This is a genomic window from Comamonas koreensis, assembly GCF_014076495.1.
Taxonomy (GTDB): domain Bacteria; phylum Pseudomonadota; class Gammaproteobacteria; order Burkholderiales; family Burkholderiaceae_C; genus Comamonas; species Comamonas squillarum.
Window position 1 is genome coordinate 3,322,736 of the sequence record NZ_CP043575.1, and the last position, 24,689, is coordinate 3,347,424.

Sequence of the window (24,689 nt, forward strand, 5' to 3'; positions counted from 1 at the left end):
TGACAGCCCGCTGTCTTTGCCTCCACAGCCACAAGCCCAGTTGGCCCACAATCGGGCCATGTCTTCCTCCCCCCTCTCTATCGCTTCGGCCGGCTCCATCACCATGGTGCAAGGCATCGAAGTGGGCCATTTCACCGACACACGACGCCCCACCGGCTGCACGGCCATCCTGGCCAAGGCCGGGGCGGTGGGCGGCGTCGATGTGCGCGGCGCCGCACCCGGCACGCGCGAAACCGACCTGCTCCACCCCACCAACCTGGTCGAGCGCGTACACGCCATCATGCTGGCGGGCGGCAGCGCCTGGGGCCTGGACGCGGCCAGCGGCGCGATGCGCTGGCTCGAAGAGCAAGGCGTAGGCCTCGATATCTCCGTGGGCCGCATTCCGCTGGTACCTGCAGCCGTGCTGTTTGATGTGCTGGTGGGCGATATGCGCATCCGCCCTGATGCCCAGGCCGGCTATGCCGCCTGCCAGGCCGCCAGCAGCGCCATGCCCGCGCAAGGCAATGTGGGCGCGGGGGCCGGCGCAGCCGTAGGCAAGATCTTTGGCATCCAGCGGGCGATGAAAGGCGGCATCGGCACGGCCTCCGTCACCGTCGATGGCGTCACCGTGGGCGCCATCATTGCCTGCAATGCACTGGGCGATGTACTGCACCCGGACACCGCCCAGGTGGTGGCTGGCGCACGCACCCGCGATGGTCTGGGCCTCATCGACACGCGCCGCGCGCTGCTGCGCGGCGAGCCGCCCCAGCCCCTGCTGGCGGGCACCAACACCACCATCGGCGTGATCGCCACCGATGCCGCCATCACCAAGGCGCAGGCCAGCCGCCTGGCCACCGTGGGCCACGATGGCCTGGCGCGCGCCATCAACCCGGTGCACACCATGTCCGACGGCGACACCTTGTTCTGCCTGGGTACTGGCGCCGCCGGGCGCAGCCTGGGGATGATGGTGCTGGCCACGATGGCCGCCGAAGCGGTCGCCCAGGCCACCTTGCAGGCGGTGCTGCATGCCAATCGTTTACAAATCGATGCCGGAGAAAACCACAAGGCCTTGCACCTGCCCTGCGCCGCTGATTTACAGTAGGCGCCATTCCAACTGCGCTGCGCAGGCAGCCCGCCACACACCATGGGTGACCGCTCCACGTCGATGCGCCAAAAAGCCTACGGGCTGCGCCAAACCCTGATCACCCTGGTGCTCAATATCCGCGATGCGCTGGTCTCCGGCGGCCCGCTGGTCATCCTGGCCGTGGCCTTGATCGTGGGGGCCTACTGGTGGCTCAAGCCCAACCCGCCCTCGCAGGTCAAGCTGGCCACCGGCCCGGCCCAAAGCGCTTACGCCAGCTTTGGCGAGCAGTACCGCACGCCCCTGGCCAGGAACAAGATCCGGGTAGACCTCGTCGGCAGCGAAGGCTCCTTCGACAACCTGCAGCTGCTGCGCGAGGGCAAGGTCGATCTGGCTTTTGTGCAAGGCGGCACCGCCGACCTGACCGAGGACGACCTCGACAGCCTCACCTCGCTGGGCGCGCTGTTTGTCGAGCCCGTCTGGCTGTTCTACCGCAGCGATGCTGCGCAGCGCCTGACCAAACGCGCCCACTTGAGCAATCTGACGCAACTGGCGGGTTGGCGTGTCAATGTCGGCACCGCCGGCAGCGGCGTGCCCAATCTGTTCAACCAATTGCTGGAGGCCAACCGCCTGAATCTGGCCCAGCTGCGTGTGTCGCACCTGGCTGAGACGCCTGCGACCGTCGCGTTTCTGGATGGCAAGATCGATGCACTGGTGCTGGTTTCCGCGCCCGAATCGCCCATGGTGCAGATGCTGCTGAAGACCCCCGGCGTGCAGCTGATGGATTTTCCGCAAAACGAGGCCTATGGCCGCAAGTTCAGGTTCCTCAGCCCCGTCACCCTACCGCGCGGCATTGTCGACCTTGCCGCCAATGTGCCGCCGCAAAACGTGCACCTGCTGGCCTCCACCACCTCGCTGCTGGCCCGCGATGACACCCACCCCGCCATCAAGCAGCTCTTCGCCCAGGCCTCGCAGGGCATCCACAGCCAGGCGGGCTGGTTCAACCGGGCACGCGACTTTCCCAACACCCGCAGCAGCGAACTGGCCGTCGCCCCCGAAGGCGTGCGCGCCATCAACGAACCCGCCCCCCTGCTGCAGCGCTACCTGCCCTTCTGGCTCGCCAACCTGGTCGAGCGCATGTGGCTGGTGCTGGGTGTCCTGCTGGCCTTTATGCTGCCGCTATCCCGTGTCGTACCGCCCCTCTACCAGTTCCGCGTGCGCTCACGTGTCTTCAAGTGGTACGGCCAGCTGCGCGCCATCGAGCACGAGATGGAGCAACCCGAGCCCGACCGCGCCAGCATCCAGGCCGAGCTGCTGGCGCTGAGCCGCAAGGTCGAGAAGATCACCGTGCCGCTGTCGTATGCGGATGAGTTGTATGCGCTGCGTAGCCATATTCATTGGGTGCTGCAGAAGCTGGAGCAGCAGGGGCGTAGAGATGGCGCAGCCCACGCGAACAATGCAGAAAACACCGATCACCTGGCTAATTCACATGCATAGAACTACAGCCGCCATTGCCCTTACCCTGCTCGCCGCCCATCCTGCTGCCAATGCATTTACCCCTTTCGCCCCAACGGAAAGCCAATGCGCCGCAATTTTTAAAGCAGCCGGAGACAAATACGCAGGCATGTGGCTGGGCAAAGATGGCAAATTGGTGCTGGGACTGACATCACCGGTAGAGCTGGATCGAGAGATTCAGCAAATGCTGCATATCGTTTATGTTCAATACAGCACGGCGGAGCTGCGTAGTTTTTACAATCAGGTTGTTATTAAAAAATTCAATAACAACCAATATATCGCCGGATCGCAGATTGACTACAAAATAAATCGCATTGTTATCACAGTCCGAAAAGATAATCTATCAAAAGCAATAAGCATTTTTGAGGACCAAGGCATCGATGTAAAAATGGTGCATTTTGAAGCTCAACACACCACTGTGACGTTTATGCCCCTTATGGATGATGGTAGCTGTAAAGGTTCATTGTAGTCAGTCCTGAGGTTGCCGACGATTTCTTATATCTTACAGCTCTACAGATTGCCAACACAAATGCAGTCAATCGAGCATAACAAATGATGCTCCTCAAAATACTCATCATTTATATACAATAAGAATTCCTGAATATTTGAAATTGGCAAAGCCCACTCCGATAATAGACTGCATTCCTCGAAAGCACCTTCCATTCACAATCATATGCTCCTCTACCATGCAGCGAGAGAGAAAAAATCGTCGATAATTCTCACGAGTAAATATTTCTTGAAAATAAACAAAATTTTCCACTCTAAATAAGGCCAAACAAATAATTCCGCAGCTAACAGATTCAGACTGAATGCATGTGACAAGAGTAGATTGACTGGAGCGGGATGCAACAAAAAATCTTAGCGTGTTTACCCATTGCCTTTTGTAGGCTTCTGGTGACCATCTGGTGGTGATGAGCGGAACCACCTCTCGATGCGCTCCGATTTCTATTTTGTAGACAAATCATTTTTTAAACTGAGTATCTTTTAATATTTACATGCCAAATGCCATTCGGATATTAATCTAATATCTATTTTAGAAATAATCAAACAATCCTCTAAGTGATAATTTTATGAGCAGCTTAAGGTATACGGACAAAAAAATGAGCAGAAGGCACCAATCGTTCTTCAGGACATGGACTAAATACTCACTTCCTCCTTAAATATTCAAAACGCAATTTCTCCAGAATTTCACGAACTGCACTATCTTCATAGTCGTATCCAAAAACACAGCGAACATCTTTTTCACCAGGAATCGCAGAATTTAATAAAAACCAAACTACGTCATCAATAGATTCACCCTCATGGATAGCAGTGGGAATACCCAAATCTCCCAAATTACAATCATCGATTGCATAATCCAAAGCTTCGTGGACATCTTCTGCGGCACTACCCAAGATCATAAAATATTCACAGCCCATAGAAATATACAGACCGACTAATTTTTGCCAATCAAATTCATCACTTAATGATTCAATTTTGAGTAGACAAACGGTTGGCCACACCGACGCAAGATCAACCATCCCCATCTCGAAACTAAAAACTTGCAAATTACCCAACTTCATATATCTCCGATCATTATTTTCCATTGATGATTTTTTCAATATTCTTTTCAAACGTTCGTATTTCAGTTTTTAAGTGCTGAACCCTTCGCAACTGCTGTCGCTCAATTTCTTTTTGTGACTGCCCCTCCATTCCGGGCCTTACTGTCGGATTTTTTTCAAATGCTGCCAGTTTTTCTTTATGCTCGGCAATTCTCTTTTCATATGATCGAATCGATTTTCTATCACTGTGACTAAGCTCACGCTTACCATCGTCATCGGGATCAGGAGACCCTCCAGAGGCTACAGACCTTGAGTCGGTTGAACTCTGCGGAATAGAGGCAGAATTTTCGTTTGATTCAGAAGATCCTGAATTAAAAAGATTACTAAATGCACGTCCGAGTCGCCCTAACGAATCTCGCATCTCTTGCTGCCTGCTAGGAGGAGCAAGCGCATATGATGCCCCCCCGGACAAAAGCACAACTCCTAAAACCGCAACTATAGATGCTCTGCCATCCGGATCCACATACTTATGAGGATTATTATTAGCATAAGCATAACGATTAAAGCTATGCAAATTATCAGCATCAAACCCCACAGGATCGATACCCATAAACCGCCCTAATGCAGGATTGTAGTACCGAGCCCCCATGTACGACAAACCCGTATCACTGTCATGCGGCTTACCCGTAAACCAAAGGGCATTGCCGCCATCACCTATGTCATTAAGGCGTTCCCCATAAGGCAAATAGCTTTCGTTCCAGAGCAGGTTGCCGCTGGCATCGGTGGCCAGCATGGGGGAGCCGGAGACATCGTTGTGGAAGAAGGTGATGGTCTCTGTGATGGTTGCTGCGACTACAGGCACAGCGATGTTGGTGCTTTGCGCGCCGAACCAAGCGGTATCGCCACGGAGCATCTTCCATTGGAAGTTGTAAGTGCCTGGCGTTGCGGGCGCTGTGACAGTGAAGCTAAAGCTGTGTTCCTCGCCAGGGGCTACAGCGGTCTCCAATGGCACCCGGCCGGTAGCGGTCCATGTGGTGTTGACAGGGTCCTGCGGATTCTGCGCACCAAGGTAATACGTGTCGCCGGCGGACCAAGTAGAGGTGCCGGTATTTTTCATCTTGATGGATGCCGTGTAGCTTTGCCCAGCCGTCATCGTGGTTACTGGCAGGCTTTGCGAGACGAAAGCTGCGTCATCTGTTCCCGTTGACTCAGAGACAGTCACTACGGCGTTGGTAGAAGTGGCTCCAAACCACTGCGTACCCTTCGCCATTTGCCACTGGAAGTTATAGCTTCCAGGGTCATCAGGCGCAGTGATGGGGAAGGAGAAGGTGTAGTCCATCCCCGCTGGTACCGTGCCATTGAGCGCAACTGGGCCCGCATTCCATGTGTTGTTGTCCGCCGGGTTCTGCGCCTTTAACTGGTAGCCGTTGCCGCTCGTCCAAGTGGTGGTACCTGCGTTGCGCATGGTCACCAAGGCTTGGTGTGTATCGCCTGCAATCATGCGGGCGGGGACATTCTGAGCCACAAAGATGGCACTGTCGCTGCCCGGCGGAGCAGATACCACTATCTTTCTGTTATCAGATTTATCTCCAAACCAAGCCCCATCACTCTGCACCATTTGCCATTGAAAGTCGTAAGCGTCAGGCGTTGCGGGTGCAGTGATCTGAAAATTGAACGTGTACTGCTCCCCCGGGTTAACAGAATTGCCAAGATTTACCCTTGACACTCCCCATATGTTCTCGGGCGAGCCCTGAGAGCCGAGGCTAAAGCCGCCCGCCTCCGTCCAGGCTACAGTACCGGTGTTTTTCATCGTTACCGATGCGCTGTACTGCTGTCCTGCAACTATATTAGCCGGCACGCTTTGCGATACATAGGTGGCGCTATGGGGAACAGGCTCAATTAGCGGTATTTTTAGTTCATCGGATAGGCTGCCGAACCATTGAACTCCATCTTGTACCATTTGCCATTGGAAGGAGAACGTTCCGGAAGGCAGAGGTGCAGTGATCGGAATGCTGAATGTGTATTGCTCGCCAGGTGGCACTGGCTTGGAAATAAAGACTCTAGATGCCCCCCAGTGCACATTATCCTGAGGCGCCTGCGATCCTAATCGATAAGCCGCATCTTCAGACCAAGTGGCAGTACCCGTATTTAACATCGTCACAGCTGCAATGTAAGCCTGACCTGCCACCATATTGTCCGGCACCGTTTGCGATACAAACTCAGCATCATTGGGTGCGGGATCGGTTACCTCTATAGCAAGACTGGTTGATTTTGAACCAAACCATTCCACACCGTCTTGCACCATCTGCCACTGGAAATGGTAGGTACCCAGCGCATTGGGCGCGGTGATGGGAAAGTTGAATGTATGCGACTGCCCTGGAGCTACGGATTCTGTTAGCTGCACTCTACCCAAGCCCCAACTGGCATTGTCTTGGGGATTTTGAAAGCCGAGACGATAGTGCGCACCCTCAGACCAGGTTTGCGTACCCGTATTCTTCATCGTTACCGATGCCTTGTATTGCCTGCCCCTAACCACATTTACAGGCAAGCTTTGCGCTACAAATGATGCGCTGTTCGGCTGTGGTGGTGAAACATCGATATCGAGGATAAAAGATGAGCTGCCAAACCACTCGACACCCGTCTGCAGCATCTGCCAGATCAGTTTATGAGTACCTGATGCGGACGGAGCTGTGATGTCAAATGTAAAGGTATGAAGTTGATCTGGGGCTACAGAGCCTTTTACAGGCACACGATTTATACCCCAAAGAGTGGGATTCGCCGGATTTCTTAAACCTAGTTGGTACTGACCAGTCTCACTCCAAGTAGCGGTACCCGTATTCTTCATCGTCACGGAGACGGTATAAGTCTGCCCACCAACCATATGCAGGGGTACGTCCTGGGAGTAAAAGCTCGCTCGATTAGGGACACGTGGTCTTCTTACAATCTGGATAAATGTACCAGTCGAGTAATTATCCTTCTCCCAAAATGCGGTCGAGCCAAACCATCCACCACGCCCCTTTCTCATTTGCCAATCAAGGCGGGTGTTACAGCATGGCGGCGCAGTTACAGTAACGTAGGTACTGAACTCGCCGCCGGGAGGAATAGGTTCACTTGGCTTAATGGAGATAGGCCCCGCGTTCCAATTGTTTTGAGGAGATGCTAAGACATAGCCTTGGCCGGCTGACCAAGTGGTAGTACCCGTGTTTCTATATCCTATCTGAAATCGATAGATATCCCCCTCAATCATGCTTGGCTGCACAGCAGTCATGAACAGCTGGGAGTCATCCTGAGCACGTGCAAAATTACCAAGACTTAAAAGTAGTGCGATGAAAAATGCAAATTTATAAAAATATGAGACACAGTTTTTTAGCTTTGAACGTGCATTTTTAGTCATAATCCCCTCCATGCTATTTCTGCGATTGGAAAACACGCTGTGCTATACGCTTGCCGCCCAAATATATATATTCAGTGGCCTTGTTCAGCTCTGAGGGTGAATAGTCAACCAATAAATCATGGCTGGAGTTATAAAACTCGTAGCTCTTGACACCTGCTTTGACGATAGTCGACCTGTTGTTTTGAGCATCGTAGGTATACTCAACTTTAGAAGCAGCGTTGTCGCAGTCCACACATATCAAGTTAGAGGCATTGTCATAGGTGTACTTCTTACCATCACCGACGACAATATTCCCATATGCATCGTAGCTATAGTAGTAGCCACACCGCCTTTTTGCGTGCTGGTCAGCTTGTTATTGTTATCATAGTTATAGCTGAGCGTATTGTTGCCGAATTTTTGACTGGTGATATTGCCGTTGCCACCATAACCCAACACCCCTGAACCCCAAGGTCCATTAGAAGAAATCAGCCTATTTATTTTGTCATAGCTTAATGTACGGTTGTAATCAGCATCTACCGAATCTCGAATCGAAGTTAAATTACCTACACCGCCGTAACTGTAAGAGTTGTTGTTGTAATTTACCCCACCACCTCTGCGCGTGGTGAACGTACTTGGCCATAAACGAGCGTTTTGTTGATATTCCGTGATCGTGCCATTCAAATAATTAATTTGCCTCAGCTGACCAGACGGCCAATAGGTGATATTTCGAACATAGCCTGAAACTTGCGTTGGCCGCCCCAGCGCATTGGGCGAATAGCTCACCGTTTTTCCGGATGGATAAGTGATGGAGGCGAGTTGGTCGAGGCCGTTATATGAATATGTGGCCTTGAAAGTCTGCCCGTCCACCTGAAGCGTTTCGCTGGTCATGTTTCCATTGGCATCGTAGCTATAGCTACGATTGCCTGTTGAGGACCTGGCCGTTAGAGGCATGTGCGTCTTGCTGTAGGTATTACTGACATTTGGAGTTCCACTGGGGTAGGTTATAGAGGTCAGTCTGTTTTGTGCATCATAGGCATAGCGGGTGGTTGCCGAAGCGCCCACCGCACTAGAGGTCATGTTGCCAGCGGCATCGCGTCCATACTTTGTGACGCCAGTCTCTGGATTAGTCACTGACTCCAAATGATAATTGCTGTTATATTTATAGCTGCGCGTTAATCCTGCCTGGGTGGCAGACGTCATAAGGCCTTTGCTATTTCGGGCAATGGTCACGCTTGCAGATGCTTCAGGAGCTGAAATACCCATTAGCAGTTGCTGATCCGGATCGCCATAGGATCTGTAGCTATAGGTTGTCACATTGCCGCGCTCATCTGTCACTCTCTTAGTGCCTGCACCGTAGACCACATTGCTTGAGGTATTGTCTGCATTAGAAATCCGCGTGATTCGATCCAATATATCGAACTGGTAGCTCGTACCGGCATTGGAATCTGGGTCTGACTCAAATGTGCGGCGGCCAAGCACATCCACTGTAAATTTTCGGGCGATACCACCCAGAGTCACCCCCGTAGCTTGGCCAAAGCCGTTGTACACCGTGCGCTCTACCAATGCGCCACGAGTGGCTGTTTTCGTGGTGGCAGTGTAGGCGACCGAAACTGAGCTGCCAGCAGGATAATCAATGGATGTGATTCTGTTCATACCGTCATATCTCAACCTAGTTGTATGCCCATCTCCATTGGTTTCCGATATGACATTACCAGCATCATCCACTTGCCTTCTGATAGAAATGCTCTCGGGCTGCGTTTCGGACTGGGGTATGCCTCGCTTGAAATTGGAGTAGTTATGTACCTGCGAGCGGGGCAGAGTTTTTGCAACCATATTGCCTTGCGAATCATACCGATAAGTGGTAGTGACTCCATCCTCAGTAAAAGAGGTCAAGTTTCCATTCCCATCGAACGCGCGGCTTATCGAGCTGCCGGTGAAGCTTTCATTTTGGGGCTTATTGATGATCCATTTAGCAGCATTCGTGTAGTAGCTAATGGTAGTAGTCTTGCTTCCACCTGAAGTACCAGACTCAACAACCGTTCTTGGATTTCCATAGCCGTCAAATTGGCTGTTGGTGACGGTATAGGTTGCACCATCGCGCACCGTGGTCTTCTTGGTCAGGATGGGTGCGTTGGTTTGTCCGGAATCTACCTTGGTGACAAATGCACCTGGCCTGAAATAGTTTTCGTTGGATATTTTTTGTTTGTCCCAGGTGTAGGTTTCGGTTTGTGCATTACCTGTCTTCTTAGACATTAGCAACCCTACCATCCAGACCGTACCCGAGCTTGAGTAATTGGGACCTATATGTTGATAGGTGATGGTGCCACTAGGGGTGGTGACAGTAGTAGTGTCATACGTGTTGCGGCTGCCGGGGGCATAGCGAAAGCTCCAATTGCCGCCATTATTGCTGCTTTTGCCTTTGACGACCGTCGTTCGGCTCAATGGATTCGCCTGACTGTCAAAATATACAAAATCGTATGTGTAGTTGATAACACCTCCTTGCGGATAGGTCACATTCCTCATCACATGACTACCGGGCAAGGTATTTAGATTACCGTTGTATTGGTATTTCCAAGATGTGCCATCGGGCCGCGTCACCGATGTTAAAAAGTAGCTATACAGGACATTCGGCACAGCCTGGTAACCATAATTCCAGGCTTGTCCCGCACTACTGATTCGACTGATTCTGGGAGTTCTTGCACCACTGTCGGCATAAGTAAATGCTATGTTGCGGCCGTCATTGGTCACAATATTGGATATTTCTGAAGATGCACTCGCTTTGTAATTGATAACGGCATTGTTTCCGTTTCTATCAATGATTTTGGTGGTGAACCATGCAAATATAGGGTTAACGCCGCCAGTCATGTTCACCAGATGGGTCATCTCATACTGTATGCCATCTGGGGAAAATACCCTTAATCCGCCACTGTTGATACAGTCTGCTCTCCATCGCTGTGTCGTCAGCATCAGAGGCGATGAGTTGCCAGTAAATACCAGGAGTTGGCGACTACCATCTGGCAGTTCCAGAACTGGATTATCAGCCACTGTTTGGGCATTCTTATTCAAACAGATGGTGCGCTCTTTGTTTTTTAAAACGCGGCCGAAGTGAATGCTCCACCCTACCCCAGCGCCAGAGGACGATTCGTAGGCCGCAGGGTTCAGTGGCTCAACAGAAGAACTGTTGTAAGACCTTATCACCTTAAGATCAAACCCCCCATTTCCGGGAAGATGGAGGTCAACGTACTGACGCTGCAACGATCCAGAGAATGGATCAATATTTTCACTGATGCTTTGATTAATATAATCCCGGTTGGGATACAGCCCGGGATCTTTGTATAAATCAGGTATGACCTCTTGAGAAAAGCTAGTATGCGCATAGATCGTCATCAATACAAACGCACAATAGCGATATAGCTTTTTAGTCATAAGATCACCCTTTTATTCATTGGCAGTTACTTTAGTATTGACCGCGATATCCATTGCGAATTTGCGCAATGGCTGCGGGTAACGATACCGGGAGCACCACTTTTTATAAGTTACACGCAGGTAAGAAATTTCCGTGGTTTTTCCTGGATCATATGACGTCAAAATTTAATACTTTTCCCAATGACAGTCAAATTTTCAATAATTATTGACTATGAATATTATTTAATTGCGACACCAAATGTTGACGAGAAACTTACAATCTGCATTTACAAACATGTAATTAGCTGATTAACTCAAATAATTTCCTAGATAACATTTATGCCGATGTACCAGCTCTTTTTTGCGCTGGAGCATACCTAGTCACGGAGGGCATGCACGATCCAGTTCATCTGTTTTTGGCACCCACAGGAAGGCTCTAAGAAATGAAAATTTACTAATTCAATCCTTTAATGACACAATGAATCACCCCAATATGGCGGTAAATCCACTCCAATCATGGCAGCCATTTAGCCTCAGCTAGCTGAATTTGTAACTTCCTTGCTTATACTTGTAGGCCATAGATAGAACCTCATCCCTTGCTAGATTGGTAAGCGTATCAAGCGGTGACGAAATTTGTTTCTTCTAGGTGTACGGATGGCTGAAACACGCGCCTGTTTAGCCGTTCGCCAGCTTGAGGAATGCAAGGCCCTCGGCCGAGCTATTTGGGTTAGGCCACCAGTAATTGAGCGCTGACCTGTTTGGAATCGCATACACGACCCAGCAAACGGAAGGTTTACGGTGGAAGCTAGGCGCCCCCGACGAGGCATCAAGCAGCAGGCAGTACAGGACGACAAGGCTTGGCACGGCCGACGAGGCAACGATGTATCAAGGTTTGCGTTAGCGGCTCCTAGAACCAGTCGCTGGCAAACAACGCCCTTCGAACCCCAGCCCATCCCCTAGGGAGAACCCGCGCTGTTCTTGACTTACAGCAAGCTCTGTTCACACTCTAGGCAACACAATCGGCTCAAGCTCTTGGCAAAGCGGGCCCGAAACACCGTGCTGCAGCCAGGACTGAAGGCTCTTTGGACTGCAGCAATTTCTGCTTTATCTAGTTTTTTAGAGCCTTGCGCGCTCTTAATTTAGTAGCAATCTGCGCATTTTCGCTGACAGACAAGGGCCACACCTTCGTCGAAGGTAGTTCGTATCAGGTATTCGATAAATTGAATTAATGAGTATCTTGGATATACAATAGTTTCAAGAATTTCTGAAAACTAAAAACTTACCCCATGCCATCCACCCGCGCCACCTCCTCCGCCATCAGCCCTGCTGTGGCAACGCGCCCCTCTGCGAAGGGCGCGTGGTGGCAGGTGCTGGCAGCCTTGCTGTGGTTGCCGCAGGCGGCAGTGATAGCCTGGGGGATTGAGGCGATCCACCAGCAAGCGGCTTGGTCGACATTGGCCAAGGCTTGCGTCCTGTTCCTGGCCTTGGGCTTGCTGCGGGCCCTGGTCGATGGCTATGGCCTGCGCCGCGCTTTTGCCGCAGCGCGCGCCCACACGCAGCAGCTGCGGCTGCAGGCCTTGCAGGCATTGGCGCTGCACTCGCCCCTGCACCCGCATCGCCCATCGGCCGGGCTGGCGGCCAGTGTGCTCAACGAGCAGGCCGACCACATCACGCCCTACTGGGCTCGCTACACGACAGCGCGCACCAAGGTCATGGTGGTGCCGCTGGTCATCCTCGTCTGTGTGTTCAGCCTGTCCTGGGTGGCGGGCTTGGTGCTGCTGGTGGCCGCGCCCTTGATCCCCATCTTTATGGCGCTGGTGGGCTGGCGGGCCGAGGCGGCCAGCAAAAAACATTTGCAGGATGTCGGCAACCTGAACCAGTTTTTGCTCGATCGCCTGCAGGGCCTGGCCAGTATTCGCGGTCTGGGTGCGGTCGGGCAAGTTGCGCAACAGCTGGCCGGTGCGGCAGAGCAGCTGCGCGCCAACACCATGGCCGTGCTCAAGATTGCGTTTCTGTCCTCTGCAGTGCTGGAGCTTTTCTCCGCGCTGGGCGTGGCCCTGGTCGCTGTGTATGTCGGGTTCCATCTGCTGGGCCAGATCCCGTTTGGCAGCTGGGGCGGTACCTTGGGCTTGGCGCAGGCCATGTTTGTGCTGCTGCTGGCCCCGGCATTTTTTGAGCCGCTGCGCGAGCTATCGGCCGTGTGGCATGACAAGGCCTCAGGTGTGGCGGCCGAGCAGGCACTGCAAGCGCTGCAGCAGCCTGGCCCGCAGATGGTGGGTGGTGGCGATAGCGACCAGGACCGCGCGGCCAGCGCCAACACCGCAGCGGCTGCCGCGCTGACGATCCGAGACCTCAGCTTTCAATACAGTGCCGACAGCCCCTTGGTGGTCAAGGCCTTCAGCGCCGAGATTGCCGCTGGCGAGCGCGTTGCGCTGTGGGGCGAAAGCGGCAGCGGCAAATCCACGGTGATGGCGCTGATCGCGGGCCTGGCAGCGCCCAGCGCAGGCAGCATCCACATCGATGGACGACCCATGGATGCAGCCCACGCCGCCGGCCTGCGCAGCGGCATGGCCTGGGTGGCGCAAAAGCCCCATGTGCTGGCCGCCAGCCTGGTGGACAACATTCGCCTGGGCCGAGATATCGACGAGGCCGCACTGCAGCAAGCGGTGCAGAGCGCGGCCCTGGGCCCCGTGTTGGCCTTGCGCGGCAATGCCGTGGTGGGCGACGGGGGCCTGGGCCTGTCGGGTGGCGAGGCCTTGCGCCTGACCCTGGCACGCGCAGCCGCCACGCCTGGCTGCCGCCTGGTGCTGGCCGATGAGCCCACGGCCCATCTGGATGCCGAGACCGCCCAGTTTGTGCGCCAGGGCCTGCTGGCCTTGGCAGCGCGCGGCGCGACCTTGGTGGTGGCCACCCATGATCCGCTTCTGGCCGCCTGCATGGACCGGGTGCTGTCGCTCGATGGCAGCCAGCCGCCCATTGCCGCTGGCCTGCCCGCCGCCATGAGGAGCATCGCATGAAGGCCTGGAACGCGCTGCGCCCCATCGTCCAGCTGTTTGCGCAATCGCCCTACCGCCGGCGCATGCTGCTGGGCAGTCTGCTCGCTGCGATCACCGTGTGCGCCGGCATGGCGCTGCTGGGCTTGTCGGGCTGGTTCCTCACCGCGGCCTATGTGGCGGGTCTTTCTACCGCCACGGCCGTGGTGTTTGATGTGTTTGCGCCCGGCGCGGGCGTGCGCTTTTTCTCGATGCTGCGCACCGGCGCGCGCTACAGCGAGCGGGTCGTCACCCACGATGCAACGTTGCGCGTGCTGGCCGCCCTGCGGGTGCAGCTGTTCTCGCGCTTGGCCGCCGCAGATACCGCATTGGCTCTGCGCCAGCGCCCTGCCCGCCTGCTGCACCGCCTCACCGCCGACATCGATGCGCTGGATGCCGTCTACCTGCGCCTGCTCACCCCCGCCGTATCGCTGCTCATCAGCGCCTGCGTGACTGCATTGGCTTTAACGATCTTCTTGAACTGGCAAAGCGGCCTGCTGGTGGGCGCCATGGTGCTGGCCGGTGGCCTGGCCTGCGTGGCCTGGTGTGTGCGCCAGGGCTTTATGACCGCGCTGCGCCGCAGTTTTGCCGGCGAGCAACTGCGGGCCCAGGTGATTGATGCGGTGGGCGCGCAGACCGAGCTGGTGATGGCCGGCAGCCTGCAGCGCCAGATGGCCCGCATTGCTGCGGCAGAGCGCCAGCAGTGGGCTGCCGATATCCGCCTCAACCGGCTGGAATCGCAGCTGGCCGTTGCGATGGCGATGCTGGGCCACTGCGCCACCGCTGCTGCGCTGCTTTGCGCGGCCTGGCTGGCGCAGAAGGGCGAGATTGGGGCACCCATTGCCGCGCTGGCCACCTTGCTGCTGCTCGCGGCGCTGGAGCCCCTCGTCCACATCCGCCGTGGTGCGATGGAGGCGGGCCGCACCTTGCTCGCTGCGCGCCGTATTGCCCCGCTGCTCGATACGCCGGCCCACACCGCCGCCACAGACAACCGCGCACCGGCAGCCGGCCTGGCCGTCGACATGCAGGCCGTGGGCCTGCAACACCCGGGCAGCGCCCGCGCCTTGCTGCAGCAGATCGATCTGCAAGTGGCCGATGGCGAATGGCTGGTGCTGGCAGGGCCCAGCGGCGCGGGCAAATCCAGTTTGATGGCGCTGATCGCGGGCGACCTGGCACCCAGTGCCGGCCAGGTGCTGCGCAAGCCATGCGCCAGCCTGCCCCAGCGCACGGAGCTGTTCCAGGCCAGCGTGGCCGCCAACCTGCGCCTGGGCCGGCCTGACGCCAGCGATGCCGAGCTGTGGGCCGCACTGCAAACGGCAGGCCTGGCCGATGTCATCGGCGCCCTGCCGGGGCAACTGAACACGCCCCTGGGCAGCCAGGGCGCGGGCCTGTCGGGGGGCGAATCGCGCCGCCTGGCGCTGGCCCGCCTGCTGCTGCACCCAGCGCCCTTGGGCTTGCTGGACGAACCCACCGAAGGCCTGGACCGCCAGACCGCCGCCCAGGTGATGCATGCGATTGCGCAATGGCATGCAAAGCGGGCCGCCAGCGGCCAGGGCGCCATCGTGATGGCCAGCCATTTGCAGCGCGAGGCGCGCCACGCCGACCGCATTGTCTGGATCGCCCCCTTGCAAGAGGGCATGGCACAAGCGCGCAAGGGCACGGCGGAGTTTGAAGCGCTGTTGCAGCGATTGCGGCCTGGCTAGCCCGGTTCACGCAACACAGGTATTTGTCAGTTTGGAACCCACGTAGTTTTTCTACCAGATCGAGCACTTACAACACGGAAGGACCAGTTCATGGATCTCGACATCGTCGGGCTATCAAGATTGCAGTTTGCACTCACAGCCCTGTACCACTTTCTCTTCGTTCCCCTGACCCTGGGGCTGTCCATGCTGATCGCCATCATGGAGACGGTCTATGTGATGACGCGGCGTGTCATCTGGCGCCAGATGACCAAGTTCTGGGGCGTGCTCTTTGGCATCAACTTCGCCATCGGCGTGGCGACCGGTCTGGTGATGGAGTTCCAGTTCGGCATGAACTGGAGCTACTACAGCCACTATGTGGGCGACATCTTTGGCGCCCCGCTGGCCATCGAAGGGCTGATGGCCTTCTTCCTGGAGGCGACCTTTGTCGGTCTGTTCTTCTTTGGCTGGGACAAGCTCTCGCCGGTCAAGCACTTGATCGTCACCTGGCTCACGGCCCTGGGCACCAATCTGTCGGCGCTGTGGATTCTGATCGCCAATGGCTGGATGCAGAACCCGGTGGGCGCGGTCTTCAACCCGCAGACCATGCGCATGGAAGTCAATGACTTCGCCGCCGTGCTCACCAACCCGGTGGCGCAGGCTAAGTTTGTGCACACCGTCTCTGCCGGTTATGTCTGCGCAGCCATCTTTGTGCTGGGCGTGTCGGCCTGGTACCTGCTCAAGGGCCGCCATGTGGCGCTGGCCAAGCGCTCGATGACGGTGGCCGCCGCCTTTGGCCTGGCCGGCTCACTGTCAGTCGTGGTGCTGGGTGATGAGTCCGGCTACCTGTCGGGCGAGCACCAGAAGATGAAGCTCGCTGCCATTGAAGCGATGTGGGAGACCGAGCCTGCACCGGCCGCCTTCACCGCCATTGGCTTTCCTGACCAGGAAGCGCGCGAGACCCATTACGCGATCCATATCCCATGGGCGATGGGCTTGATCGGCACGCGCTCGCTCGATACCGAGCTGCAGGGCATCAACGACCTGGTCAAGCACGCCGAGGTGCTGATCCGCGACGGTATCAAGGCCTATGACGCGCTGGAGAAGATTCGCGATGCCGGCTCGACGACCACGATCTCGCCCGAGCTCAAGGAGCAGTTCGAGGCCAATGGCAAGTCGCTGGGCTATGCCTTGCTGCTCAAGCGCTATGTCGATGACCCGCGCCAGGCCAGCGACGCACAGATCGCCAAGGCGGCCTGGGACACGGTTCCGCAGGTGGCTCCGCTGTTCTGGACCTTCCGCATCATGGTCGCGCTGGGCATGTTCTTCATCGTGCTGACGGCTGCATTCTTCTACCTCGCCTCGCGCCACCAGCTGGAAAACCGCCGCTGGCTGCTGTGGGTGGCGGTATGGTCCATTCCGCTGCCCTGGGTTGCGATCGAGTGCGGCTGGTTCGTGGCCGAGTTTGGCCGCCAGCCCTGGATCATCGAAGGCGTGCTGCCCACCGCTGTGGCCGCGTCCAACCTGGGCGTCACCACCTTGCTGATCACGATCCTCGGCTTTGTGGCGCTGTACACGGTGCTGCTGATCATCGAGATGAAGCTGATGCTCAAGGCCATCCAAAAGGGCCCCGAGCTCGAGCCCGAGCAGCGCGATCCGCAGCCGCTGAGCTATGCCTCGATCGCCACGGCGCAACCCACCTATTCGGGAAAGTAACACCATGATCTTGCATACACTTTTGAACTACGACACCCTGCGTGTCATCTGGTGGGTCCTGCTGGGCGTGCTGCTGATCGGCTTTGCCGTGATGGATGGCTTTGACCTGGGCACCGGCATGCTCCTGCCCTTCCTGGGCAAGAACGACCTGGAGCGCCGCGTCATCATCAATGCCGTGGGCCCTACCTGGGAAGGCAACCAAGTCTGGCTGGTGCTGGGCGGTGGCGCCATCTTTGCCGCCTGGCCGCAGCTCTATGCGGTGTCCTTCTCGGGCTTTTACCTGGCCATGTTCGTGATCCTGATCGGTCTGATCCTGCGCCCGGTCGCCTTCAAGTACCGCAGCAAGAACGAGTCCCCCGCCTGGCGCAGCCGCTGGGACTGGGCGCTGTTTGCCGGCAGCTTTATCCCCGCGCTGATCTGCGGCGTGGCCATGGGCAATGTGCTCCAGGGCGTGCCCTTCCGCCTGACGCCTGAGCTCTATATCCACTACGACGGCAGCTTCTTTGGCCTGCTCAACCCCTTCGCGATCCTCGCTGGCCTCATCTCCGTCACCATGCTGCTGATGCATGGCGCGGCCTGGCTGTGCATCAAGACTGAAGGCGCCATTGCCGCCCGTGCCCGCACCGTGGGCAGCATCTCGGCGGTTGTGACTGCTGTGCTGTTCGTGCTCGCCGGCATCGTGCTGTGGAAGTTTGTTGACGGCTACAGCATCACCTCGGCGCTGAACACCACCGGCCCATCGAACCCGCTGTTCAAGACCGCAGCCCACGCGCCCGGCGCCTGGATGCAGAACTACCAGCAGCACCCCTGGACGATGGCTGCGCCGATTCTCGGCGTGCTGGGCTGCCTGATCGCAGCGGTGCTGATCCGTGCCCGCAAGGATGGCCTGGCGATGATCACCAGCGGCCTGGGCATTGCCGGCATCATCCTGACCGTGGGCGCTTCGATGTTCCCGATGATCCTGCCCTCGTCGGTGGACCCGCGCTTTAGCCTCACGGTCTGGGATTCGTCGTCCAGCCACATGACCTTGTTCATCATGCTGGTCTGCACCCTCATCTTCATGCCGCTGATCCTGGCCTACACCAGCTGGGTCTACTCGGTCCTCTGGGGCAAGGTCAATGCCAAGGACATCAACGACGGCAACGGCCACGCTTACTGAGCGCCGCTGCACACAGAAAGGATTCGATTATGTGGTATTTCTCCTGGATTCTCGGCCTGCCGCTGGCCGCCGCCTTTGCGGTGCTCAACGCCATGTGGTTTGAGATGACCGAAGACCAGAAGCTGCGCCAGCAGCTGCTGGACGACCCGGACTCGCAGCACTGAGCTGCGGCACAAGCCCCTGAGCCTGGCACAGCGCCACGGCTCTCAACGCACAAAGGCCCAAACCTTGGTTTGGGCCTTTTGCTATGGGCTAAGAACCTGTTCTAAGAGTGATCAGCCCTGGTTTTGCAGATCTTCGGAGAACAGCCGCCAGTCCTTGCCCACCTTGCGCCAGTACTGGCGCAGCGACAAGGGCTGCGCCTGTTCGCGGCTCTTGAGCTTCAGGTTGGCCACGCGAATCTCGCCCTTGTGGTCTTTCCAGCCGTAGGTAGAGATGTCCTGCAGCTCCACACTGCGGCCCTTGAACAGCGCGGCCATGCGTGTATGCCAGGCCTGGCCTTCGGACGAGGCCGTCCATTGCGGCGTGGCCAGCTGCAAGGCGCCCTGGGGGTCGTCCTGCATCCAGGCCTGGTGCCACTGCTGCAGCACGGCCGTGAAAGCGTCGGTGCTCTGGCGGTGCGAGGCATCGCTTGGCGCCACCCACTGCAGCTTCTCGCGGATCAGCACCGGCGTCAGCTTGTCCACCGTGCGCATCAGTGCAATCAGATCGGGGTTGGCCAGCACCACGCAGCCATCGCTGGCCTGCGGCAGGCGGGCGAACTGGTCCGGCGGCGCGCCATGCAGCCAGATGCCGCTGCCCGAGCGGCCCATGGCCTTGTCCCAGTCATTGGGGTAGTTCAGGGTCAGAGCACCCTTGCCATAGAACTCGGGCAGGCGCTGGCCGGCAATCTGGCGGCCAATAAAGTAGATGCCTTCGGGGGTGCGCTGGTCGCCCTCTTCGAGCTTGCCCACCCCCAGCTTGCCGACGGAGACATAGAAGCTGTCGACAAGCTGCAGCTGGCCTTGGTCATGGCGCAGCAGGTAGAGGCGCGACTGGCTGGCATCGATGGCGATGACCTGGCGCACCGAGGGTGACAGCGACAGAAACTCCGCAGGCACCTGACCGGCGGCCGGCAGCGATTGGGCACCCTGCATGCGGCGGCGGATCTCGTCCTGCAGACCCTGGAGCTGCTCCAGGGTCTGCCCGCCCTGGGCGTTGGCAGCGGGCGTGGGCGGCACCGCTGCGCCGGCCTGCGGCAGGGGTATATGTTTAACGGGCAGCACCATGGCGCGCTGGGCCACCGCAGCGGGCGTCAATGCCCCGGGCTGGCCGGAGCGAAAACGCAGCAGATCGGCATACACCAGCTGCGCGGCCTGAAAATGCGGCACATCGGCCGTCAGGCTGGCGGCGGCCTTGAGGGCCTGGTCCAGCTGCTGGTTTTGCACCAGCGCAATGATCTGCACCAGGCGCTCTTCGGCATCGGGCTGGCGGGCCTTGGCGGCAGCGGCCGTCTTTGCCTGGGCAGCAGCGCGCGGCGTGGCCGGCGAGCCAGCAGCCAGCGCCGCACCTGCCGCGGCCACCACGGCTGCACCAACGCCCGAGCGCCAAAACTGCTTGCAAAAAGGCATAGCCTGTGATTCCTTCAACTGACTTCTGTGCGGACCAGCGCCGATCATAGCCTGTGCAGCGCGGAGCGATCAGCCGCCCGTGGTCTCGCGCATGATGCGCCAATGGCCTTTTTCCAGTCGCATCACCAAGGTCTTGCGGGTGGTGGTCTTGAGCGCGCCGGCCGCATAGTACTGGCGGAACTTGGCTGTTGCCTGCTCGCCCTCCACGCTGACCTGCAGATTGCGCACATTCACCACAATCGCTTGCTTGCCGACAATGCGCTGGCGCCGCTCTTCCTTCCAGGCACTGAGGCTGCCGCCACCGGCTGGGCTGAAATGGTCGCTGTAGGCGGCCAGGTAGCCGGGCATGTCCTTCTTCTCCCAAGCCGTGGCCCAGCTGTTGACGGCGCGCTCCACATCGAGCTTGGCGGTATCACGCGCTGGCTTGGGCTTGGTCTCGGCCACAGGTGCTGCCGGTTTGGCGGCTGGGGCGGCGGCGCTGGCTGCCACAGCATTGGCTGCCACAGCACTGGCTGCCACAGCACTGGCTGCCACAGCCTTGGCGGGCTCAGCAGGCACAGGCGCCGGAGCGGCTGCTGGCGTGGGCGCAGGTGCCGGAGCCGCCTTGGGCGCCGGAACCGGCGTGGATGCCGCTTGGGCTACAACAGCCGGTGCAGGGCTAGGCGCAGGCGGTTTGGGCGCTGCAACAGGGGCTGGTGCTGGTGCGGGCGCTGACACCGGCGCAGGCGCAGGTGCTGGCGGCGGTGGCGGGGGCGCCACCGGTTTGGGCGGCACATCGGCTCGGGCCTGCACCAGCGCGTTCTTTCCGTTGGCGAGCGAGGCCGGGACAATCTGCGTGATCAGCGCCAGCTGGGGGGCCGTCTGCTTGGGCGCGCCTTCGAGCTGCAGCGCCTTGGCATAGGCATCGCTGGCCATGCGGGCGTAGAGGTCGCCCAGGTTTTCATGCGCCGTCGTGTAACTGGGGTTGGTGCGCATCGATTGCTCCAGCGCCTGCGCGGCCTTGCGGTCCTGGCCATCAGCGGCATACAGCACGGCCAGGTTGTTGTAGGGCTCGGGCATGCCGGGGTAATCGCGGGTCAGCTCCTGGAAGATCTTGATCGCCTGTGCATGCTGTTTTTGCTCGGTCGCGATCACGCCGCGCAAAAAGCGCATTTCCACATCGCCGGGCTGCTTGCGCAGGTAGGCATCGGCCTCTTTGGCGGCTTGCGCTGCCTTGCCCTGCTGCAGCAACTGGCTCACTTCCGCCACAGCGGGCGATGCAGGCGACGTGGGCGCGGCTTGCGCCTGCAGCGCAGCGCCCCCCATCAGCACACCTACGCAGACCGCCGCCCAGCGCTGGCGAAAAAGGACGGGCACCAGGGATCGCAGGGTAGAGCGCGCTGGGAAAGCACTTTGCATGGGGGATTTTCTCGTTGCAGTGGACCAAAAGCCGCAGAAAACAGCCAGAAATCTTGCGTATCTGTACACACATCCGTTGGCAGAAAAAGCCCCGCCTGGCGCGCGCCAAAAACCGGCCGATTATACAGACCCTGCCTGCGCCAAGGGCTGGCTGCCGGGCGGCGAAACGCTCCCCCCACAAAGGACGAACGTTACGTAACACCTCCGTAACAACTGGAGCAAAACTGCCTTTTACGCCGCACCTATGGCGTACGAAAAATAAAAATACTCATTTAAAACAATGATCTAATAAATTTCACAGAGGTAACAGCTGCCGGTTTTCGCGTTGGCACAGGAGTTGCACTCATGAAGACAAGGCCTGGGCATTTGCCCTTGAGGCCAGCCCCCAGACCGGAGACCTGCAAATGACCCACAACGCCCCCTTGCTCAGCCCAGAGGTCTGCGAGACGCTGTTTGATGAAGCGCAGGAGCGCCATCTGTGCATGGAGGTGCATTGCGCACCCGGCCTGGCCCACCAGCTGAGCCTGGCAGCGCGCTTTGTGGCGCAGCAGGCGGTGGATCTGCCCAAGCCCTATGACGGCTGCCTGATGTTCTTCACCATCACCGCGCAGAACCTGCCCATCACCAGCTTCAGCATCCAGCAGCCCAGCGTTGCCGAGGCCTGGACGGAGGGCGCAGCGCGCATGCGGCAATGGGCCTGGGCGTTCAATGCCACCGGCGTGGAACTGCGCATTGACTGGGCGACCGCCGTGCTGCCGCTGCCCGGCGATGAGCCGCAGGATGCGCTGGCCGATCTGCGCCAGTCCTGGAGCCTGGCCGACAGCGCGCAGGAGCGCGCCGAGATGCTGGCGCTGCTCAGCCACCGCATGACGCGCGCACTCGCCCGCCTGCAGCTGCTGAGCGATCCAGTGCCCGCCAGCACCCTGGGCCGCTGGCAACTGCTGCTCGAAGGCCTGCACATCAGCCCGCTCGGAGAGATGCGCACCCTTCCCCGCCACGACCCCTTGTCACCCCGCAGCAGCCACGGCAGCGCGGCCTCGGCCATCTACCAGGCCACGCAGGAGTTGCTGGCCCGCAGCCAGAGCGAAGACGGCAGCTGGCCCAAAGCCAGCACCTTGGTCGACCACCTGGGCATCACCTATGCGTTGCTGCTCACCCAGCGCCAAAGCGCGCCAACGCCAAGCTCGTCGATGACCGTGCACCGTGCCATCGCCTACCAGGCCGAGCAGATGCAGCGCTGGAGCCTGCATGAATGCGGCAGCGACCTGCTCAAGGCCATGAGCCTGATCGTGCTGGTGCAGTATGTCCACCTCTACCCGGGCGCCGGCTGCGCCACACCGCTGCGCGACCTGATCGGCCTGCTGTCCCAGCAGCTCCATGGCAAGGCCGTACGCGGCGCAGGTGCCACCGCCCCCTGGGCCCAGTTGGCCTTGCAGAGCCTGCAAAAGAGTGGGCAGCAGCCCTCGGACCTGCAAGCTGCCACTGGCAGCCCCGCTGCAGACGGCGACAGCCCATGGCTGCATGCCGCCTGGCAGCAGCTGCAGGCCCTGGCGCAGGACCAGGAACACAGCAAGCTGCACCCCGAGCCCTGGGTGTCTGCCGCGCTGATGGAATGCTCTTTGCAGCATGGCCAACCGCTGTTTGCCAGCCATGCCCAGCGCAGCCAGTTTTTCTCGGGCATGCAGTCGCTGTTCAAGACCTGCTACCAACGCATGGTCTGGCCCAAGCTGCCCCATACGCAAGCCGGCCGCCAGCGCTGGAGCAGCGGCGTACTGCAGGCGCCCGTTACCGACTGCCGCGTGGCCAGCCAGCTGCTGATCACCATCAGCGCGGCGGTGAGCTTTGCCAACCTGTCGCAGGCACGCTCATTAGCGCCATAGATACCCGGCCAGCCGCAGCGCCTGGCACAACCGCCCTTTGCACCTTCAAAACCAAGGCGCCTGCTCCAAAAGGGCAGGCGCCTTGGCTGTATTCAGCGGGCTCGATCAACGCCCCACCGTCTCACTCACAATGCGCCACTGGCCTTGCTCGGGCTGCAGCACCAAGGTCTTGCGGGAGTTGCTCTTGAGCGCGCCTGCCGCATAGGCCTGCACAAAGCGGGCCGTGGCGCGGGCGCCGTCGACGGTCACCTGCACATCGCTGAGCGCCACGCTGATCTCGCGCTTGCCCTCAATGCGTTGGCGGCGTGACTGCTTCCATGCCGCCAGGCTGCTGCCGTCGGCGGGTTTGAAGGCGGGGCTGTAGGCGCCTAGATAGGTATCCATATCTTGCTGCGCCCAGGCCTGGGCCCAGGCCTGCACGGCAGCCTCCACCGCTGCTGGGGAGTTATCTGGCGTCTGCGAGGCCGTGCTGGCAGGCACGGCATCCGGCGCCGGGCCTGCTTTGGCGGCGGCACTGGCTGCTGGCCTGTCCGATGACTTGGCCGATGACCGTGCCGCCTCTGCCGCGGCCAGCTGCAGCGGGGTTGCCGAGGATATGCGCTCTGCCACCACAGGCTCGGTTGCAGGTGCAGGCACCGCAGCCGCAGCTTGCACCGGGGTCAAGCTCGGGGTGGGGGCCACTGCAGCGGCAGACTGCGGCGCGGCTGCTGCCACCGCTGTCACTGGCACAGCCGCCCCAGTCCCGCCCGGCGCAATCTGCGCGATCAGCGCCTGCTTGGGCGCAACGCCCTGGCGGGCGCTGTCCAGCTCCAAGGCCTTGCCGTAGGACTGGCTGGCCATGCGGGCATACAGATCACCCAGGTTTTCATAGGCGGTGGCATAGCCGGGCTGGGCACGGATGGCCTGCTCCAGCGCATCGACAGCCTTGCGGTCCTGCCCCTGGGCGGCATACAGCACGGCCAGGTTGTTGTAGGGCTCGGGCATGGCCGGGTAGTCGCGTGCCAGCGCCGAAAAGATCTGGATGGCCTGCGTCTGCTGCTTTTGCTCGGTGGCAATCACGCCGCGCAAAAAGCGCATCTCGGCGTCCTGGGGATTGAGCTGCAAAAACTGGTCGGCCTGCGCCGCCGCCTGCGCGGTCTGGCCCTGCTCCAGCAGCTGGGCTACGGCATCCACCTCCCGTGCGGCATGGGCGGGCAGTGCCAGCAATACGGCCGTACCGCCTGCGCACAGCGCAGCCACCAACTTTGGCAACCGTGCCTGCCTTAACCAGAGAGGGGGAGAGAAGTGACGAGACGCGATGCGCATAGATGGCTTTTTAAAA

The 24,689-nt window shown here is 58.7% G+C and carries 16 protein-coding genes; 9 read left to right on the top strand and 7 right to left on the bottom strand.

All coding sequences use genetic code 11. From position 1 onward, the window contains the following. Positions 1-58 precede the first annotated feature (58 nt). From F0Q04_RS15070 to F0Q04_RS15080, 3 genes are read left to right on the top strand one after another with little or no spacing between them, the layout of a single operon-like run. Complete coding sequence (locus F0Q04_RS15070) at positions 59-1,081, top strand: P1 family peptidase (protein WP_182341759.1); 1,023 nt, start codon at positions 59-61, stop codon at positions 1,079-1,081. Positions 1,082-1,123: 42 nt separating this feature from the next. Then, the gene (locus F0Q04_RS15075) at positions 1,124-2,557 is read left to right on the top strand and encodes a TAXI family TRAP transporter solute-binding subunit (protein ID WP_420093962.1); all 1,434 of its coding nucleotides are present in this window, start codon (positions 1,124-1,126) and stop codon (positions 2,555-2,557) included. After that, positions 2,550-3,044: a hypothetical protein gene (locus tag F0Q04_RS15080; protein WP_182341762.1), complete on the top strand. Its 495-nt coding sequence runs from the start codon at positions 2,550-2,552 to the stop codon at positions 3,042-3,044. The genes F0Q04_RS15075 and F0Q04_RS15080 overlap by 8 nt, the downstream gene beginning before the upstream one ends. A 105-nt stretch (positions 3,045-3,149) precedes the next feature. Here F0Q04_RS15080 and F0Q04_RS24335 read toward each other — a convergent pair whose 3' ends face one another. From F0Q04_RS24335 to F0Q04_RS23900, 4 genes are all read right to left on the bottom strand, one after another. Continuing rightward, on the bottom strand, positions 3,150-3,500 hold the full coding sequence (locus F0Q04_RS24335; RefSeq protein ID WP_182341765.1) for a hypothetical protein: 351 nt from the start codon (positions 3,498-3,500) through the stop codon (positions 3,150-3,152). A gap of 220 nt (positions 3,501-3,720) precedes the next feature. Then, entirely contained in the window at positions 3,721-4,137 is a 417-nt protein-coding gene (locus tag F0Q04_RS15090) for a hypothetical protein (protein ID WP_182341767.1), read from the bottom strand. Between the two features lie 13 nt (positions 4,138-4,150). Further along, positions 4,151-7,510, bottom strand: coding sequence for an NBR1-Ig-like domain-containing protein (locus F0Q04_RS23895; RefSeq protein WP_198424323.1), 3,360 nt, complete (start codon positions 7,508-7,510; stop codon positions 4,151-4,153). Positions 7,511-7,747: 237 nt separating this feature from the next. Beyond that, positions 7,748-10,915, bottom strand: coding sequence for an RHS repeat protein (locus F0Q04_RS23900; RefSeq protein ID WP_198424324.1), 3,168 nt, complete (start codon positions 10,913-10,915; stop codon positions 7,748-7,750). A gap of 1,265 nt (positions 10,916-12,180) precedes the next feature. Between F0Q04_RS23900 and cydD the strand changes: the two genes are divergently transcribed. From cydD to cydX, 5 genes are all read left to right on the top strand, one after another. Beyond that, positions 12,181-13,911: a thiol reductant ABC exporter subunit CydD gene (gene cydD / locus F0Q04_RS15115; protein ID WP_182341769.1), complete on the top strand. Its 1,731-nt coding sequence runs from the start codon at positions 12,181-12,183 to the stop codon at positions 13,909-13,911. Then, positions 13,908-15,629, top strand: coding sequence for an amino acid ABC transporter ATP-binding/permease protein (locus F0Q04_RS15120; RefSeq protein WP_182341771.1), 1,722 nt, complete (start codon positions 13,908-13,910; stop codon positions 15,627-15,629). Before cydD ends, F0Q04_RS15120 begins: the two co-directional genes overlap by 4 nt. A 90-nt stretch (positions 15,630-15,719) precedes the next feature. Continuing rightward, positions 15,720-17,321, top strand: a complete 1,602-nt coding sequence (locus F0Q04_RS15125; RefSeq protein WP_116924043.1) for a cytochrome ubiquinol oxidase subunit I — start codon at positions 15,720-15,722, stop codon at positions 17,319-17,321. Between the two features lie 4 nt (positions 17,322-17,325). Beyond that, on the top strand, positions 17,326-18,480 hold the full coding sequence (gene cydB, locus F0Q04_RS15130) for a cytochrome d ubiquinol oxidase subunit II (protein WP_021025678.1): 1,155 nt from the start codon (positions 17,326-17,328) through the stop codon (positions 18,478-18,480). A 29-nt stretch (positions 18,481-18,509) separates the two neighbouring features. After that, positions 18,510-18,644 carry a cytochrome bd-I oxidase subunit CydX gene (gene cydX / locus F0Q04_RS15135; protein ID WP_021025677.1) on the top strand — a complete coding sequence of 45 codons (135 nt, stop codon included), beginning with the start codon at positions 18,510-18,512 and terminating at the stop codon, positions 18,642-18,644. A 111-nt stretch (positions 18,645-18,755) separates the two neighbouring features. On the opposite strand, the gene F0Q04_RS15140 is transcribed toward cydX, so the two are convergent. Both F0Q04_RS15140 and F0Q04_RS15145 read right to left on the bottom strand, forming a co-directional pair. Then, positions 18,756-20,090, bottom strand: a complete 1,335-nt coding sequence (locus F0Q04_RS15140) for a L,D-transpeptidase family protein (protein ID WP_182341773.1) — start codon at positions 20,088-20,090, stop codon at positions 18,756-18,758. Positions 20,091-20,159: 69 nt separating this feature from the next. After that, positions 20,160-21,488, bottom strand: a complete 1,329-nt coding sequence (locus tag F0Q04_RS15145; RefSeq protein ID WP_232539360.1) for a tetratricopeptide repeat protein — start codon at positions 21,486-21,488, stop codon at positions 20,160-20,162. A gap of 404 nt (positions 21,489-21,892) precedes the next feature. Between F0Q04_RS15145 and F0Q04_RS15150 the strand changes: the two genes are divergently transcribed. Further along, positions 21,893-23,368, top strand: coding sequence for a hypothetical protein (locus tag F0Q04_RS15150; RefSeq protein WP_182341775.1), 1,476 nt, complete (start codon positions 21,893-21,895; stop codon positions 23,366-23,368). Positions 23,369-23,473: 105 nt separating this feature from the next. On the opposite strand, the gene F0Q04_RS15155 is transcribed toward F0Q04_RS15150, so the two are convergent. Beyond that, positions 23,474-24,619 (bottom strand): tetratricopeptide repeat protein, encoded by a 1,146-nt coding sequence (locus F0Q04_RS15155; RefSeq protein ID WP_198424325.1) that lies wholly within the window; start codon positions 24,617-24,619, stop codon positions 23,474-23,476. Positions 24,620-24,689: the final 70 nt, after the last annotated feature.